Raw genomic sequence first — 17,525 nt, 5'->3', positions numbered from 1 at the left:
CATTGGCTCCACGTCTCATAAAGCCATAGGTAGATGTTCCGGAACTCTATTTTGTGATTAAAAAAGGGGCGAGAACCGCCCCTTCTTGAAGATTGAAAATTATAGTCAGCCTTTATCCAAGACCTTGCGCCATGAAGTTCGCCATTCGTCTGGAAAACTCAACAGGATCATTGATTGCCTCACCTTCAACGATGAAAGCCTGATCCAACAACAAAAGCGCTGCCTCACTTAGCGTATCCGAGGCCCCGCCAAGCTCCGCTTTAGCTTGCAGTTTTTGCATAAGAGGGTGACCAGGATTGACTTCCAAAATCCGCTGCGATTCCATACCGCCAAGCTGTTTGTGGGCTTTCAGGACGCGCTCCAGATGGATGTCCATATCTCCATCATCCGCAACCAGACAAACCGGACTTTCTGTCAGGCGCTTTGAGATACGCACATCTTTAACACGCCCCTCAAGCGCCTGCTTAAATGCAGCAACCAGAAGATCCAGATTACCTTCTGCATCGTCTTTGTCATCCTTTTTACCGTCGCCTTCATCACCGTCCAGCTTGTCCAATTCAGCTGTACCACGGGTCACTGATTTCAGGGCCTTCCCTTCAAATTCTGAGATCCGCGACAGCCAGAAGCTGTCTACAGGGTCCGCAAGAAGAAGCACTTCCACACCCTTGGCTTTAAAGCCCTCAAGCTGCGGGCTTTTGCGAAGGGCATCCATATCATCACCGGTGATATAATAGATTGTATCCTGACCTTCTTTCATTCGGCCCATATAGTCTTCAAGGGTAGAGTAATTTTCCCCATGGGTACTTTTAAAGACGGATAATTTTAGAAGGCGATCGCCATTTTCGGCGTCCTCATAAATTCCTTCTTTTAAGACAGCCCCGAACGCATCCCAGAATTTGTGGAAGCCTTCACTGTCCTTCTTGGCCCGCTTTTCAAGTTCTCCAATAACCTTCTTCACCAAACCGGATCGGATTTTACGAAGAACCGGATTATTCTGCAGCATTTCACGGCTGACATTGAGCGGTAGATCTTCCGAATCCACAACACCTTTCAGGAAACGCAAATATGGCGGCACCAGCTCGTCACATTCATCTGTGATAAAGACACGCTTCACATAGAGTTTCAGCTGAGATTTGCGCTCAGGGCTGAACAGGTCAAATGGCTGACTTTCTGGAATGAATACCAGCATGGTATATTCAAGCGTACCTTCAACCTTACTATGCAATGTCATCCAGGGGCTATCATATGCCTGACCTGTGTGATGGTAGAACTCTTTATACTGGTCTTCTGTGATTTCAGACTTTGGCCGGGTCCAAAGCGCACTGGCTGTGTTTAAAACCTCATCTTCCTTGTCTTCTTCCGTGGCTTTTAAGACCACTGGCAGGGCAATATGATCTGCATAGGTTCGAACAACATGCCGGATCCGCACAGGGTCCAGATATTCTTCAGCGTCCTTCTTCATATGAAGAATAATGGTAGTGCCACGTTGATCCCGATCTGCGTCCGAAATGGTATAGGCACCCATGCCATCGGATTGCCATTTGTAGGCAGCATTTTCACCGGCTTTCCGGCTGATAACCTCAACTTTATCCGCGACCATAAATGACGAATAGAAGCCAACACCGAACTGACCGATGACGCTCACATCCTTCGCCGCATCGCCTGTCAGCTGATCCACAAAGTTCGATGTCCCTGAACGGGCGATGGTCCCTAGGTTATCCACCATATCCTGTTCGGACATGCCAATACCATTATCAGAAATGGTGAGTGTTTTTGCACCGTTATCCACGGTCAGCACTACTTTGTAGTCACTATCTCCTTCGGTAAGCTCCGGCTGTGTTAGCGCAGCATATCTGAGACGGTCACAGGCATCCGATGCATTAGAGACCAGTTCTCTCAGGAAAATCTCAGTTTCGCTGTAAAGTGAATGGGCAACGATATGAAGTAGCTTGGCGACTTCCGCCTGAAATTCATGAGTTTTTTCTGCCATAATAATCCCACTAATTCTCGCTCAGAAATTCAGCCTTTTATATGAAGGTGAATGCAAGATTGATCAAGATGGAGGCACAAAAAACATCCCAAAAAAATGGGAATAGAAAAGGATAAGGCCCGCTTCGAGGGGCGCAAAAAATTCGAAACGGGCCTTAATGATCAAAAACCGATGTGTGTAGATGGTGTTGATCAAGTTCCAATATATCTATTTGGAATGGTCGTTCAAGTGCAAAATTAACTTTTAGCCAAATTCACAAAAATTTGTGACGACCGTCATTTCTCTGATTGCAATTTGAGGGAAATGAGACATCACCATGAATACTATGGAAATTACCAGTTTGTCGGTCGATCGACGGCCTCAGCCTCTGTATCAACAAGTTAAGTCATATGTACTTGACCATATTCAAAGAGGAAGTTGGCCCGTTCACAGCAAAATCCCTTCCGAACATACCCTGGTTCGCGATCTGGGAATGTCTAGGATGACCATCCACCGGGCGCTGCGGGAACTGACACAGGAAGGGGTTCTCACCCGTATTCAAGGGGTGGGCACCTACATTGCCAAACCCGAAGTCCATGAAACCCATCTGATTTTGCCAAGTATCGAAAGCTACATCACTTTGAGGGGAAATAGTTACAGCAAATCCGTGCTTTTCCACCAAAAAGACCCGTTGGACACTGAACAGGCTATTTTGCTAGGCCTTAAAGAAGGAAGTGAAGCCTACAGGTCATATGTGGTTCACAAGGAAAATGGGGTTCCCGTGCTTCTCGAAGACAGATATGTAGTCCCCCACGTTGTGCCGGATTATATAGATCAGGATTTTACTACGATGTCATCAGAGGTATTTCTTGAAGCCAGATGCTCATTACTATCGCATAAATATCAACTGTCCGTACAAATATCTGATCAGGAAATACACCATTTCATGGAATTGGATCACCCAACCCCTTGCCTTTGCATAGGGAAACGCACCTGGACTGGCAATCAACTACTGTCTACGGCCCGACTCCTGTATCCGGGGAATAGAATTCAATTTAATTGCTAATGAATATTAACCTTAAATCAAAGACTATTGTTTTACGATTTTTACGTCTTTAGGTTTATTTACGTGTACAAATACCGTGATTTCTGATATGATCTTATTATAGTTTTGCTCATAGTAAAGTAACTGACATGAATATCGTAATTGCTGATGACCATCCACTTTACAGAATGGCCCTTTCCGGCCTTCTGTCTCAATTGGACACAAATGCATCTGTTGTTGATTGCTGTGATTTTGATGAACTTCTGGATCACGTTGAAAACGCGACATCTGACCCTGATCTAATCGTTATGGATATTCGAATGCCGGGCATGGAGTTCAAACAGGCTCTTGAGCAACTCCGCGCCACATATGCAGATGTTCCGGTTGTTGTTGTGTCTGCATCTGAGGAATTGGAAGATATGACATTGGCCCTGAATTTGGGTGCCGATGGATATATCCCGAAATCCTCCTCCCGCGATGTCCTGTTGAGCGCGGTTCGCCTGATCCTTTCCGGCGGCAAATACTTCCCGTTTGAGATTTTCGCGGCAGAGAAAAAATCTTTTGCCCCGTCGCCTTCCACATCAAGAGCCGGGGTGCCAGCAAGTGGCAACAACACTCAGTCTTTAACACGCAGACAGAAGAATGTGCTGGATCTGATGGCGCAAGGCCAGTCCAACAAGGAAATTGCAGAAGCCCTTCAGCTTGCTGAAAGTACTGTGAAAGTTCATATCACGGCCATTTTCCGCACCTTGGGCGTTAGTAACCGCACCCAAGCTGTGTTACAGGCAAAAGAACTGGCTTAATTCGAAGCTCAATCCAATAAAAAAGCCTCGAAGTCCGAGGCTTTTTTTGTGGGCAACAACAAGCGTCTATACGGCAGTTGCCAGTTTATTGGAACCAGATCCAACACCCTTGGCTTTCGTCGCCCCGACACCTGCAGCACTTGATGTATAAAGGTTCTTCAAGGCATCCCGGATCAGCTCTTCACTGAAATGGGCAGGTTCCCCGCGGAATTTACAGGCTGCAAGTACTTGTTCCACAATAAATTTCGGCTGATAGGCCGCCAGATCAAAACTGTTTTTAACCTGCAGCTCGTCCAGAACAATATCCAGAAACTCTTCTGTCATCTCAAGACCTTTAGACGCTGCAACAATTTTGAAAATCTCAAAATACTCATCCCGGTTCGGACCATTTGTCTCCAATTTGTAGGGGATACGACGAAGGAAGGCAGGATCCATCAGGTCATCCGGCGACAGGTTAGTGGAGAAAATCACCAACTCATCGAAAGGCAGCTGGAAGCTTTTACCTGTGTGAAGTTTCAGGAAGTCCACACGGCTTTCAAGTGGAATGATCCAACGGTTCAAAAGCTCTTCCGGGCTTACCAACTGGCGGCCGAAGTCATCAATAATAAAGGTACCATTAGACGCCTTCACATGAAGAGGGGCCTCGTAATATTTGGCATGGGAATTGAAACTGAGATCCAGCATTTCCAGCGTCAATTCACCACCTGTAATCACAACCGGCCGCTCACAGGGGATCCACCTGCCATCAAATTCCTCGCGGCGCAGGCCAGATTTTGGCACCTTCACCTCTTCTGGCAGAACTGCTTTGTGGATCGCAGGATCAAAAACCTTGATGATCTGGCCGTCTACTTCAAAGCAATAAGGGATGTAGATGATATTGGCGAAGATATCGGCCACTTTCTCCGCAACCGTTGTCTTACCGTTACCCGGAGGGCCATAAAGCAGAATGCTTTTACCGGCGTTGATACCCGGTCCAAGACGGCGAATAAATTCATCAGAGATCACCAGATTTTCAAAACTCTTATCAATCTTGTCCTGAGCAACCAGTTCATTGGTGATTTTCTGTTGCTGAATACGTTCCTGATACTGTTCAAGCGATACCGGAGCAGGGCCCACATATTGGTTCTGCTGCAAGGATTCCAGGGCGAAACGACGCCCCGCTTCCGTCATCACATAGCGGTTTTCAGAGAAGGAGCTTTGATCAGCCGATCCTAAGGCTTCCAGAAATTTTCTGTCAGCGGATTCCTGAATAAGACGGTTGATCACTGGTACCGGCAGTTTCAGGGAGCCGGCATATTCAGAAGCGGTTTCCAGACTGTTTGTGTAAATGGCTTTAAAAAGCAAGCGCAACAGATTGGAAGCGGGAATACCTGTATCCGCCACTGTTTTTGGGGCTTGTGGTGCTTCATAGATCACTTTGTCAACTTGATCCTGTGACAGAACGCCCAAAGCCACCAGATTATCACCAAGACGGCCGCCACTTTCCTTCTGGCGATGAAATGCTAGTTCAATATCCTCTGGTTTCACCAGACCGTGGGCCAAAAGCAGATCACCTATGAGCATCCAGTATCTCCATCACTTTTCCCACTTCTGGGAGCTTGCTGAATAGAATGAAGTTCAATCAGTAACAATTTTTTGTTAACAGGCGGTTAGAAAACATAAAAATTTTGATCTTTTCTTCGGGTATACTAGACTCAAACTGCATAAACTCCTGCTAAGCGAGGCCCCATATGAGCAGCTACAAAGCCCTTCTTTCCGTATTCTCACATGATCGTGTCGGTTTGATATCCGATATCACAGGAACCCTGTTTGATTTGGGTGTGAATTTGGAAGACACCAGTTTTGCAGTTCTGGGAAGTGGTGGTGGCCTCACCAGTATCTTGGTGGTTCCCGACGATATGACGCCAAATCACGTCGCTGGTGAAATTGCTGCTTTAAGCGGTTTTGAAAATGCAGATATTGATGTGAAGCGTCTTTCTCTGCCTGAAAGCGATACTCCGCCCACTGATATTACCCACAGGATCAAATGCGAAGGGCAGGATCAACCGGGCCTTTTGGCACGAATGACCGAAGTATTTATCGATTTTGAAGCCAATATCGTACGAATGAAATCAGACCATATCGAAGGGGAGGAAGAAGATCACTTCATCACCAGATTTTCAGTATCTATCCCGGAACATAAAGCAGACGCCTGCCTAACTACCCTTGGTAATATTACTGAACGGCTCGGACAGAAGCTGAGTTTCGAAAAAGTTGGATAAAAAGAAAACCCCCACCAATCAGGTGGGGGTTTTTGTATTTAAATCATTGCCTTAAGCAGAACGTACGGTTTGCAAGAAACGTGCAACTTCATCATTGAGCTCAGATGAACGTTCTGCAAGTTTGCTAGACTGGTTCAAGATACTTGTGGCCGATGCACCGGTTTCTTCCGCAGAACGTGTTACATGGGAGATATTGTTTGTCACTTCGGTCGTCCCTTGCGAGGCATCTCCTGCACTTCTTGAAATTTCATCAGTCGACGCGGACTGCTCTTCAATCGCTGCCGCAATCGCCGCAGCAATTTCATCCATCTGACCGATGGTGCTGCTGATGGATTGGATCGCATCCGCAGAAACCTGAGTAGCACCTTGAATACCCCCAATTTGCTGCGCAATTTCTTCTGTTGCACGGGCTGTTTGGTTGGCAAGGTTCTTAACTTCAGCCGCCACAACGGCAAAGCCTTTACCCGCATCACCAGCGCGCGCCGCCTCAATCGTGGCGTTCAAAGCCAACAGATTTGTCTGTTCAGCAATATCTGTAATCAGGGCAACAACTTCCCCAATTTTCTGAGAGGAATCCACAAGACCCTGAATTTGCCTATGGGTCTCTTCCGCCTGTTTCACCGCATCACCGGCAACCCGGGTCGACTGGGAAACCTGCTGGCTGATCTCACGGATGGAACTGGACATTTCATCCGCCGCTGCAGCTACGGTTTGAACGTTATTGGATGCCTGCTCCGCAGAACCCAGGGCGCTGGATGTCTGAGCATTGGTTTCTTCAACAACCTGCAACATCTGTTCAGATGAAGAATGCATGTCATGGGCAGATTCAGCCACAGCATTCGCAATGCTCCCCACAGAGGCTTCAAACTCTGATGCCAGTTTCAACAGATTCTGACGGTTTTCTTCCTGCTGGCGTTGACGTTCGGCTTCGGCTTCCGCCTCACGACGTCGTTGCGCTTCGGCTTCTTCCTTCTCACGTTCACGCTGGGCTGCCTCGTTCCGCTGCGCCTCTTCACGCAGGCGTTCGGTTTCAATGGCATTGTCTTTAAAGACACCCATCGCTTTTGCCATTTCACCGATCTCATCAGCCGTATCAGCGGATGGAATATCTGCATCCAGACGACCATTTGCCAGATCATTCATGGCAGTTGTCATCTTGCGGATCGGATTCGCGATACCATTGCCAATAAGGAAGGCAAGCGCCAGACCAATTGCAAACGCACCAAGCACACAAACCAGAATAATTGTATAAGTGCTCAGCACCGCTTGATCTGCTTCGGCAAGATTGTTTTGCATGCTGTCATCTTTGGCAGACATGTATTTTGCAAGAACTTCACGGAACTCAGAGAAATACTTCTGACCGCGGGCTTCCGCAACCAGGTCAGCCATATCATCCATGGTTTTTGCATCACCAATGCTGCGGCGAAGGGCTATCGCACCATCAACAACTTCTTTTTGCCAGTTTGTAATTGTTTCTACCGCAGCATCCAATCGGGCTATCTCTTCCGGTTTATCGATGATCAAAGCGCGAAGTTGATCAACAGCTGACGTAAATTGGTCCTTACCGGTATTATACGGCTCAAGGAAGCTATCCTGCCCTGAAAGCAGATAGCCTCGCATACCTGTTTCCATATCAACAGCGGCCGCCAACACAACCTTGGAGGCGTCAATAGTGCTGTAGCTTTTGCGAAGTTGCTCTTCGTTTTCACCCATTGTGGCAATACCCGCATCAACGGTTTGAACAGCGGCGAGCGCATCGGACTTACGATAGTAAATACGTTCGCTCTCAGCCTGTGTGATCGCGCCAAGAGCGGCTGTAAAACCTTCCAGTTCATCCAAACCTGCATTGCTGGATAGGAACGCCCGAAGATCAATGATGGTACGGACGCCGTCATCTATTTCCTTACGAATTGCAATGACTGGTTTGATCGCCTTTTCTACATATGCATAAAGAAATTCATCGGCTTGTGCGACACTTTCCACATGCTTGGGTTGTTCTTCAACTGTTAGGCCAAGTACCTCAATTTCTGCAAAAATCATGTCTTCAGCGACCTGATAATCATCAAGATAGACCGTGTTTCCACCTATGAGATAACCGCGGAGCGCTGCTTCCATTTCAGTGACAAGGTTTTTGATACTGTCAACAGCACGGAGGATTTCTTGAGTTTTCTCAACAGCTGCAGAGGTTTCCTGAACAACTTTAAACTGCGCACGCACAGCCGCATTTGCCTCAACAAACTCTTCCTGACGACTTTCCAGCTGTTCTCTTTCTATGGCGATAAGCTCATTGATCTGAGCGCGGAACTTCTCAAAGAACACCTTACCCTTTGCCTGGCCCACCAATCTGGCCATGTCGTTCATGGTAGGTGCATCACCAATCTGCCGGCGAAGTTCAATGGAAGGTTCTGTGACATTTTGCTGCCATTCGCGCAAAATCCGCTCGCTTTCTTCCAGCAAAGCCAATTGATCCGGATTACCTACCTCGGACTGTTTGAGGTCTGCGATCTGATCATATGTAGATTTTTCACCATTTCGATAAGGCTCAAGGAACGTCTCCTGTCCAGCCAGCAAATACCCCCGCATACCTGTTTCCATATTGAGCGCGGATGTTTCAATCGCAGCCGCTTTGGATGACAGCGTACGAGATTTGTCCAATTCACTATTTGTAGAAACAAGGCCATCAATGTTGAGCGCCGCAACGGCACCAACAATCAACAGCAAGGCAAGCGGTGTACAAATACCAATAAAGATTTTGGTTTTTGTTTGCAGATTGAAAAACCAGTCTTTTGGGTTAAAAGCAGCTGGCGTTCCCTCGGTATTCTTTTTGAACATTATACTTTGTTCCCTCTTTAGTGACCATCGCTTACACCCCTTAGCTGCCAAAACAGCTCGCGACACACACATATCAAGCCCTTATCAATTTGGCTTTATTCTTAAGTGATTTGATTAACAGCCTCTTAAAGGGTCGAAAATTCCGATACTTTTTGAGGAGAAAGAAAAAAATTTGCCTAAAATTAAAGTCTTAGAGATGTAGTCCCGAACATCCCTAATATACTTAATTATATGAGAATTTGCTCCAAGACAGGGGCAATCGCTTTATTCCGATTCTTTTAAGCATTATAATTTTGCCTGAAAAACAAGAAAGGAAATGAGCTTATGCAGAAGTTCCAAACCCTCGAATATCATGTTGAAAATAATGTCGCGGAAATCGTGATTAACAGGCCTCCGCTTAACCTAATTGACGACACCCTTACCTACGAATATTTAAGCGCCCTTGATCTTGCGGATGAAGATCCGGATGTCCGCATCATAATCCTTCGCGGTGAAGGCCGGGGGCTTTCAGCGGGTGTTGACATCAAGTTCATGGAAAGTTTTGGCGCCACTGAAATGAAACAGTTTCTGTCCCTGTTCTATGTCAAAACCGTAGAACGCGTCCGCGCGCTGTCCAAACCGATTATGGCAGTTGTTCAAGGATATGCCCGCGAAGGTGCCTGTACGCTAGCTTTTGCCTGTGACATGGTGCTGGCGTCCGATGATGCTGATTTCGGATATCCTGGTGTCCCTAATTTAGCCTCTCCTCCCGGTATGCATGTATGGCACCTGCAAATGTTGATCGGCAGAATGAAAGCCGCCAAGCTCATTTATACGGGAGATCCCATCACCGCCATCGAAGGGGAACGCCTCGGCTTGGTAACTGACATTTACCCAAGAGATCAGCTATTGCATGAAGCCCGGAAATTGGCAGGCCGTATTGCAGAAATGTCGCCGCTTGCCCTGTATTCAGCCCGTGAACTGATGTATCGCACTGAATTGATGAACTTCAAACAGGTGCCCCCTACCGCACTGGATGCCATGGCGGCGGCGTTTGCAACAGAAGACAGTGCCGAAGCACGAAAAGCCTTTAATGAAAAACGCAAACCCGTCTGGAAGGGTAAATAACTTCAAGAAATAGGTTCTGGCTGGCTCGGCACTTTACGTTGAGCCAGCACTTCTCGTCCTATGGGACTTTCGGGCGCAAGTCCGGTATATTTCTCTAATAGTGCAGGAAAGGTCATCTTCGCCCTATCGGTTTCAAGAGCCTCACAAAGTGGATAGTCCAGCGCATCGGATATCAACTTGCCAAAGGACGTCAGATCGATCTGATATTCAAGAAACAGTTCCGCGATGTGAACAATCCGTTCTTCCGGTTTTAACTTTATATCCGGGTTTCGCCCCACCCGTGATATGGGATCATGAAGCGCGGCATTCCTAAATCGGGAAATTTCCTTGGCTGCATACTCTTTAAGAAAAACACCATCTATCTGGTATTTCTGTTCAAGAACTTCCTGAATCCCTGACATCAGGCTTTCCACAATTTTGCCAATCTGAAAATCTGCGGCAGCCTCATGAATATAGCGATGCCCTCTCACAGCGCCGCAATAGGCAAGGGCCGCATGGGGCGTGTTATGGAGGTATTTTTTGCAGATCCAGTGTGTGCGAACATAATCATCGTCATATCCCGTGACCTCACCATGGAGACAGTTGCCTTCCAAATAGAGCTCTCCAACCTCGGAGCAGAGACAAAGAGGGTCCAGTTTTTCAAGCCTTTCAGGTGCTTCATTGCTGGTAATGACATCTGGAACCCCGAAATAGACGGGGGCTACCTCATTAAACACCTCGTTCAACATCTCGACCGACGCCGGGTCATTTTCCACAGTGTAAATTGCGCCAGGATAAGGCCCGCCCGAAAATGCTGCGGCAACCTTTGTGGCAGCATCTATCAGATTTTTCATCCCGACAGCGAAAACCACAAAGCGTGGCGGAGTGTGGTCAAAATCCAACCGGTCGATGTGATAACACCAGCCATAATGAATTTTTTTAAAATCATATCCTTCGGGACTGCTGAAAGCAGTGACATATGTTTTAATGTTCCGGTCCTGAAACAGAGACACCAAACAATCATCATTGTCGGCAAAGTGGATTTTATACCCTTGTTCGGATAGTACCGGCGCAATGAACCCGCGGCCAATGGCTCCGGCCCCGACAATCAAGACACTGCCCGTATCTTTCATGACGCACCTTCTTTCGCATCTGCCAAAATGCGTTCCACTTTCAAGCGATCTTCTTCGTAGGTTACCTTGAAGTTTTTGGACGACCCCTTCACCCAGGAAACCGCATAACCAGCCTGCTGGCACAGAAAGACAAGGCTTGCCTCCTCAATCTCGTTGTCCGCGGCATATTGCAGACTATATTCCAGAACCGCGCGGTCAAACATTTGCGGTGTTTGTAATTGAATAAGCTGATCCCGCGGCACTTTCGCCCCAACGACCGGCCCGGAACTCAATGCGATTGAATCCCGTACCTCCATCGGTAAGGCCGCTGTGACAACCGAGTTTTTGTTACTTTCCTCGATAATCTGACCAAGCAGGGAAACAGGTACCAAAGGCCGCGCCACTTCATGCAGCAGGATTTTTTCTTTTCGGCACTGTTCAAATGCTTTCGCAAAGGATCCCTGCCGCGTGTCTCCGCCCGCAACAAACTGACAGGGCAGCGACATATGCACCGGATCGAGATGCAACATATCTTCAGCGGAAAGCGTGACGATAACCTCATCGACCAAAGGTGCCAATTTCTGTACGACATGCTGAAGGTAACTTTGCCCTGCAACCTTGATAAAGGCCTTTCCGCCGCCACCAAGGCGACTCCCCTGACCGGCCCCTAGAAGAATTGCACTGACCCCGGTTTCAGTCATCGAGATGCCTCTTGACCCACCTTTTCAAAATGCTCCATCAAGTGAGATCTAACGCGGTCACCTGTCCGCCCATCGACAATATCCCCAAACAAGAGAGATCTGTATTTGCCGCGAATCTCTTTTTTCTCTTCCGGGTTTGCCGCCGCATGCCGGATGGCCGGAAGAAGCTCTGCCATGTCTTCAACCTCATCTCCCATATCCCGCCATCTCCATTCCAACCCATCAGGATCATATTGTTGGCAGGTACGACGGTTCGGATGATTAACGGTGACAATTGGGCGATCCAACGCTAGAAACTGGAAAACAACGCTGGAGAGATCGGAAAGCAAAACATCTGCAACAGCCAGATAGTTGACAATATTCTGGCTACTGGCTTCTGCGAAGAACATATTCTCTTTTTCATGAGTTAAATGCTTAAGACTTCGCCATTCCCTTGGATAGAATTCCGGGGCCAACGGGTGAAGTTTCATGATCACGTTCATATCATCAAGGCCATCCGGATTCGTGCGAAGCAGGCTATCCACTAACGGGATCGAACTTAAACCTGGGGAAAAAGTGGGAGCATATAACAGGGTTGGTTTTGACGGGTCGATATCAAATCCCGGATCTTCAGTCTCATTTCTGAAAAGCGGATCCATCTGAGAATATCCTGTTACCCATATTTTGTCGGGAGAAAAACCTCCCCTTTCGACAAATTCTCTTTTCTGGTCAGGCCCCGGCACCATCACATAGTCGCACCCTCGCGCAGCGTTAAAGACAAAGTTCTTACTGATCAGACCGTGACGCGTATAAATAAAGCACGCGTTTGGCAGAACCTCCCGAATAGGATTTGCTTGGGAGTTGGCCACAAAAACCACATCCGGTTCAAACTCTCTAAGTGTTAGGAGATCAGCCGTCATCAAGCAATAGAAGTCATTTTTGAGACTGTCAAAAATGGGTTTCATGATGTGATAGTGGAATACCTGATTGAGGTGGAACCCCACCCGACGTTTTTCGGTATTAACCACCGCTGCTGCCCTCAATGACTCTTCCAGCGATTTGTAGAAGAGATCATCACTTTTGGCGGCCAAGGCCTTCCTTAAAAAGAGACCTGCTTTATCAAAATCACCCGCGTTAAAACTATCCATGGCGATCAGGTTCGCCAGATTTGGAGTTAGAAGATCGCTCTCCTCATATCTGCCAAGATACTCACGTGCACTTCTCACATTTCCTGAAATGCGCAAACAATAGATTAGGTTTTCTAAAGTATTTGCTCGGTTATACCCACCTTCGAAAGCCAGATAGAAATACCTGGCCGCCTCCCCATGAAGCTTCAGTTTTTTCATGGTTGTGCCAATGAACGAATAAATCCTTGGATTCCGCGGAGCTTTTTCGGTGGCTTTAAAGAAACAAGTGAGCGCCCTGTCAAATTGCCGCTCAGAAAAAAGTTCCCGTCCATATCTAACCAGAATGTCCGGGTTTTTCGGATCTTTTTCGAGCAGTAATCTTATTTCTTCTGAACGCAATTGCTGGACCCTTTTGACGTCTTAATCCTGCATATTAATTGACTAATATGCTGAATTTTTTGTTTACATTGTAGGAAATTCAATAAGAATTCCGAAAAACACCAGACAAAAGCGATCCGTTTTGCTCAATCTTGCAACATTACGCCAATTGGCAGCCCCAAATGTCATCAGTGATAATCCTGTTATCACCGGATCAATTGTTCCGGACCCAGAACGTTTAAATGAAACCGCAGAAAACAGCATTAAAGAACGCCTTCTTTTACCGCTGGGAATAGAGAACCAGCAGTATAGAAACCCAAGTGAAGCACTCCTCAAATCAGTCGAAGCAATAAACATACACTGCTCTCAGCGCCTCTATCGAACCCTGAACTGGCAGCACGAAAGTGAAGGGGACAAAACTCATTTTACGATTGAAACGGATTTGCCCTCTCTGGTTATTCGGCTCCTTAAGACGCTCCTGGTTATTGCCAGAGGCAGAAGCGACGAAGAGACCCAAATCGGCAATGTGTTAAAAGCGCTGGATAAACTGCTGGAGAGAATGTGGGGTGATTCCGGAAATCTCAATTTCATTGAAGTTGCGAAGAATATGGGTATTCCCTACAGGCCCCTAAACGAATTCAGTGTCGTCCTGGAGTTTGGTTACGGGAAAAACCGTCAATTTCTAAACCGCACACTCTCAAATTTGGTTGGGGTCCTCTCTGACAAGCTGACAAGTAATAAATTCCACACGCATCAAATACTGAAGTCTGCCGGCCTGCCAGCCTCAGAAAGCCTTGCTGTGACCGATGCAAGAGCAATCCCCTTGATTATAGAAAATCTCGGATTTCCGCTCGCGTTAAAACCCTTGGATGGGATGCGGGGAAACGGCGTTGTGCTAGACATCCAAACCGAGGAGGAACTGAGGGCGGCCTTTAAAATATCCTCCTCTGATGGTGGGGGCGTGATTGCAGAAAAATACTGTAATGGTGAGGACCACCGGCTCATGGTACTTGGTGGAAAATGCCGCTACGCCGTTAGCCGAAAGCGCCCTTCAGTTGTCGGGGATGGTAAACACTCCATCGAACAACTTATGGACATAGAAAACCGGTCCAACCCAAACCGATTGGGCCTAAGCTATACGCTCTTGCAGCTTAAGAAATCAGCTGCAAAAGACCGGCAGCTGGCGAGTATGGGTCTGGATTATACATACATCCCCCGCCCGGGTGAAAAAGTTGTCCTGCACCCCATCCCCAATCTGCAGGAGGGAGGGGATTGCGAGAATGTTCTGGCAAAAATTCACCCTGCAAACCTGCAACTTGCAGAAGATGCGTGCCGCGCACTGGATATGAAAATTGCCGGGGTTGATTTTGTCTCTCCTGACTGCAGCCAACCCTATTGGGAAAACGGAGCAATCATTGTTGAAATCAATTCAATGCCCAGCTTCCGCCCTGTCTGTGCGCCTGATCCATCGCGGCATACAGAAATCGTGAGCGAATTTCTGAAAACCATCTTGCCTGAACCGGAAACAAGCTCTGTCTCAGTGAGCATTTTCATAGGCGAAGGGGCAGAAGAACTTATGGAGACGGCCGCGAAAAAGGCAGAAGAAAAAGGATGCCGCGCCCTCACTTCCACAAAACACCAAAACCGTCTGGGCGCTTCTGTACTTGTCACCCCCACCATTAGGGTTGAACGCATTGAACAAGCGTTATTCAATCCTGCAGCAGATCAGATCCTTATTCAGGATTCCCTGAAAGACATCGCCAACGAAGGTTTGGGATATCGATTTATCCATCAGGTGGTGTTGAGTGAAATCCCAACCGAGCGGGTAGAACAACAAGCACTGCACCTGCTGCTTCAAAACACCACGGACAGCATTCAGCTTCCGCGAAAGAACCCGTCTTTTGTTAAGTATCTGAAAAAAGAATTTCCAAAATTGAAGATTGTTGAAATTCTTCAATAATCATTATTCAAAATTTCACTAGTCATAACAGATACTTAAAATTCTTCGCTGCAAAGGCTGGTAATTCACCTAAAAATAATCAAAACTGATATCCAACCTAAAATAACAAAAACAGAGGGATGGATATGAGCCAAGAGAGCGCGGACAGAGCCCAATTTACCGCCATGGACAACGGAACAGCAGAAGACTGGCAGATCATCGGCGATAATTTCAGAACCTATTCAAAGGATCTTCCAAACCGAGTTCTGGATCATTTGAGATTGCTGGATGGCGACTTTGGCGGTTTTCCCATTGACCGACTACAGCATTCCCTGCAGTCCGCCACACTGGCATATCGGGATGGTCGAGATGAAGAATATGTGGTGATGGCCCTGCTTCACGATATTGGAGATACGCTTGGCACTTATAACCACGCGGATATTGCCGCAACCATTCTGCAACCGTTCCTGAGCGAGAAGCTGTACTGGATTGTGAAACATCACGGGATTTTTCAGGGTTATTATTTCTTCCATCATATCGGCCTGGACAGAAACGCCCGCGATGCCTTCAAAGATCATCCTTATTTTGATGATTGTGCTGAGTTCTGCGAGAAATATGACCAGAATGCCTTTGACCCGGATTACAAACCAGAAAGCCTGGAGTTCTTCGAACCGATGGTCAGAAATGTGATGGAGCGCCCAAAACGGTCACTTTACAAGGCCGCTGAATAACTGAGCTGTTGAGACTGAATTAAACTTACCTACATCAGCATAAGATACTCTCACCCTCGGAGTGACACTATGAAGTACCTTATGCTGATAATTGTCGTGTTTGGATTAGCGGCCTGTAAAACAACGGATCAGGGCAGCAAGCCCAATACCTCCCCCTATTACAATCACGGGGATTACGCAAAACCCTAAATATACATATCCTGCCTGTTGTAATTGAACAGGATGTTGCGGCGGTTTTCATCGCTCCACTCCAGATCTTCTTCGGAGCGTTGAAGCGGCGCATATTCATAAGGCACCTCTTCAGGGAATTGCTGTTGTCTGGCACTGACCGCCAGTGGAATGATCCGGCTTCTTTCCTCCACCCGTTTCTCTGTATAGGTGTCCAGATCACCGTTCAGTTTTTCTGTGGTCACGTCCAGGATGCGTTCCCGCGGGAAGAAACCTGCATTCATGGTGACCCGACGGGCGGGAGAGCTGTTGGCATATGACCCATGAACAATCTGGCGGTTCATGATGATCATTTCACCGCCCTTACAAAGCATGGGGACCGCCTCTTCGAACCTATCGGAGCCATTTTTTTCAACCAGCGCAGGGATATCCACTTTTCCCGATTTATGGCTACCGGGAATGACCCAGACACAGTTTCCTGCCGTAGACGGATAGAGCTGCGTCATGGAATTAAACCCATGCGCCCCCTCATTCCAATCTGCTGCATTCCAATGGGTTGTGCCGTCCTGATGCCAGGCAACTGCTGGTCCTAAACCTGCCTCTTTGATAAAGGCAACTTCATTGTACGGGACAAAATCAGGCCCTGTAACGGCTTCAGCGATTTTGAGAAGTGACGGATGACCGTACAACCACAAGGCTTCATCCATTAGATGCAAGGTTCCATCGAGAAAGTTGATTGTGTAATCAGGCGCGCCCTCTGCCACCTGAACCTGTTGCATCTTAACCGGGTGACGACCTTTGTTCTGAGTTGTTCCCCCAAGCGGATCACTAAGGGGTTTTGCATACCTAAAGGGAGGCTTGGCGTAGCCGGATAAATCAACCACATCCCCTGCCTTGTTTAAGGTCGTCTCTGGATTTATAGGGGCAGTTTCCAAAAGCCTGTCCACCGCCACGCGTAAACCGCTCAGTTCATCCTCTGACAGGAAATTTTCAAAAACATAAAAGCCGCATTCCCAGTATTTTTCCATTATTTCCGGATGCAGGTTACCGTCCTTATCAAACCTGGCAGGTCCCCGGTTCCCCAATGCCATGGCTTTCTGTTCACCCTGTGCGATGAAGTCAGCCATAACTTCAGCATGTTGTTCTGCGGATAGTTCTTCATTCTTTTTATAGTCTGCAGACATTTTTCCCCCTTTTCCAACCTGTTCACCCGTTTCATGGCTAAATTCAAGATCCAATAACAGACCAGCAGGAACTTTCAGGGCCTTTGATTTTACTTACTTTTTATATTTAAAGGCCTCAGAAACATCTTATATCACAAAAAGGAACAATTAGGGAATTTTGCCCTTAAAAAAATTGCCCGTGAGGACTGGATATGATTCAATCGAGCAGGT

Annotated in this window: 13 protein-coding genes; 6 read left to right on the top strand and 7 right to left on the bottom strand. The window is 47.3% G+C overall.

Translation table 11 applies throughout. The features are described from left to right. Positions 1 to 112: 112 nt before the first annotated feature. Positions 113 to 1,990 (bottom strand): molecular chaperone HtpG, encoded by a 1,878-nt coding sequence (gene htpG, locus GUA87_RS05420; RefSeq protein WP_193715477.1) that lies wholly within the window; start codon positions 1,988 to 1,990, stop codon positions 113 to 115. 316 nt (positions 1,991 to 2,306) lie between these two features. Between htpG and GUA87_RS05415 the strand changes: the two genes are divergently transcribed. Continuing rightward, positions 2,307 to 3,035 carry a UTRA domain-containing protein gene (locus GUA87_RS05415; protein WP_193715476.1) on the top strand — a complete coding sequence of 243 codons (729 nt, stop codon included), beginning with the start codon at positions 2,307 to 2,309 and terminating at the stop codon, positions 3,033 to 3,035. Between the two features lie 128 nt (positions 3,036 to 3,163). Beyond that, positions 3,164 to 3,817, top strand: coding sequence for a response regulator transcription factor (locus GUA87_RS05410; RefSeq protein ID WP_193715475.1), 654 nt, complete (start codon positions 3,164 to 3,166; stop codon positions 3,815 to 3,817). Positions 3,818 to 3,883: 66 nt separating this feature from the next. Here GUA87_RS05410 and GUA87_RS05405 read toward each other — a convergent pair whose 3' ends face one another. Continuing rightward, a complete protein-coding gene (locus GUA87_RS05405; protein WP_193715474.1) occupies positions 3,884 to 5,380 on the bottom strand; it encodes an ATPase in 1,497 nt (498 codons plus the stop codon). A 167-nt stretch (positions 5,381 to 5,547) separates the two neighbouring features. Here GUA87_RS05405 and GUA87_RS05400 point away from each other — a divergent pair, with 167 nt between their 5' ends. Next, positions 5,548 to 6,078 carry a glycine cleavage system protein R gene (locus GUA87_RS05400; protein WP_193715473.1) on the top strand — a complete coding sequence of 177 codons (531 nt, stop codon included), beginning with the start codon at positions 5,548 to 5,550 and terminating at the stop codon, positions 6,076 to 6,078. 51 nt (positions 6,079 to 6,129) lie between these two features. On the opposite strand, the gene GUA87_RS05395 is transcribed toward GUA87_RS05400, so the two are convergent. Continuing rightward, on the bottom strand, positions 6,130 to 8,910 hold the full coding sequence (locus tag GUA87_RS05395) for a CHASE3 domain-containing protein (RefSeq protein ID WP_193715472.1): 2,781 nt from the start codon (positions 8,908 to 8,910) through the stop codon (positions 6,130 to 6,132). A 324-nt stretch (positions 8,911 to 9,234) separates the two neighbouring features. On the opposite strand from GUA87_RS05395, the gene GUA87_RS05390 reads away from it, so the two are divergent. Next, positions 9,235 to 10,017, top strand: coding sequence for an enoyl-CoA hydratase/isomerase family protein (locus GUA87_RS05390; protein WP_193715471.1), 783 nt, complete (start codon positions 9,235 to 9,237; stop codon positions 10,015 to 10,017). 2 nt (positions 10,018 to 10,019) lie between these two features. Here GUA87_RS05390 and GUA87_RS05385 read toward each other — a convergent pair whose 3' ends face one another. Genes GUA87_RS05385 through GUA87_RS05375 form a run of 3 tightly spaced genes read right to left on the bottom strand, consistent with a single transcriptional unit; the run spans position 10,020 to position 13,134 of the window. Continuing rightward, on the bottom strand, positions 10,020 to 11,129 hold the full coding sequence (locus GUA87_RS05385) for a hypothetical protein (protein WP_193715470.1): 1,110 nt from the start codon (positions 11,127 to 11,129) through the stop codon (positions 10,020 to 10,022). Continuing rightward, positions 11,126 to 11,809: an IspD/TarI family cytidylyltransferase gene (locus GUA87_RS05380; protein ID WP_193715469.1), complete on the bottom strand. Its 684-nt coding sequence runs from the start codon at positions 11,807 to 11,809 to the stop codon at positions 11,126 to 11,128. The genes GUA87_RS05385 and GUA87_RS05380 overlap by 4 nt, the downstream gene beginning before the upstream one ends. Beyond that, complete coding sequence (locus GUA87_RS05375) at positions 11,806 to 13,134, bottom strand: CDP-glycerol glycerophosphotransferase family protein (protein WP_193715468.1); 1,329 nt, start codon at positions 13,132 to 13,134, stop codon at positions 11,806 to 11,808. Before GUA87_RS05375 ends, GUA87_RS05380 begins: the two co-directional genes overlap by 4 nt. 301 nt (positions 13,135 to 13,435) lie before the next feature. On the opposite strand from GUA87_RS05375, the gene GUA87_RS05370 reads away from it, so the two are divergent. Together GUA87_RS05370 and GUA87_RS05365 are read left to right on the top strand one after the other, a co-directional pair. Continuing rightward, complete coding sequence (locus GUA87_RS05370) at positions 13,436 to 15,253, top strand: hypothetical protein (RefSeq protein WP_193715467.1); 1,818 nt, start codon at positions 13,436 to 13,438, stop codon at positions 15,251 to 15,253. A 125-nt stretch (positions 15,254 to 15,378) separates the two neighbouring features. Beyond that, positions 15,379 to 15,963 carry an HD domain-containing protein gene (locus GUA87_RS05365; protein WP_193715466.1) on the top strand — a complete coding sequence of 195 codons (585 nt, stop codon included), beginning with the start codon at positions 15,379 to 15,381 and terminating at the stop codon, positions 15,961 to 15,963. A 185-nt stretch (positions 15,964 to 16,148) separates the two neighbouring features. Here GUA87_RS05365 and GUA87_RS05360 read toward each other — a convergent pair whose 3' ends face one another. Beyond that, on the bottom strand, positions 16,149 to 17,315 hold the full coding sequence (locus GUA87_RS05360) for a phytanoyl-CoA dioxygenase family protein (RefSeq protein ID WP_193715465.1): 1,167 nt from the start codon (positions 17,313 to 17,315) through the stop codon (positions 16,149 to 16,151). Positions 17,316 to 17,525 lie beyond the last annotated feature (210 nt).

Source organism: Sneathiella sp. P13V-1 (genome assembly GCF_015143595.1).
Classification (GTDB): domain Bacteria; phylum Pseudomonadota; class Alphaproteobacteria; order Sneathiellales; family Sneathiellaceae; genus Sneathiella.
Note: the sequence above shows the minus strand (reverse complement) of the source record. Positions and strands in the feature narration are given on the sequence as shown.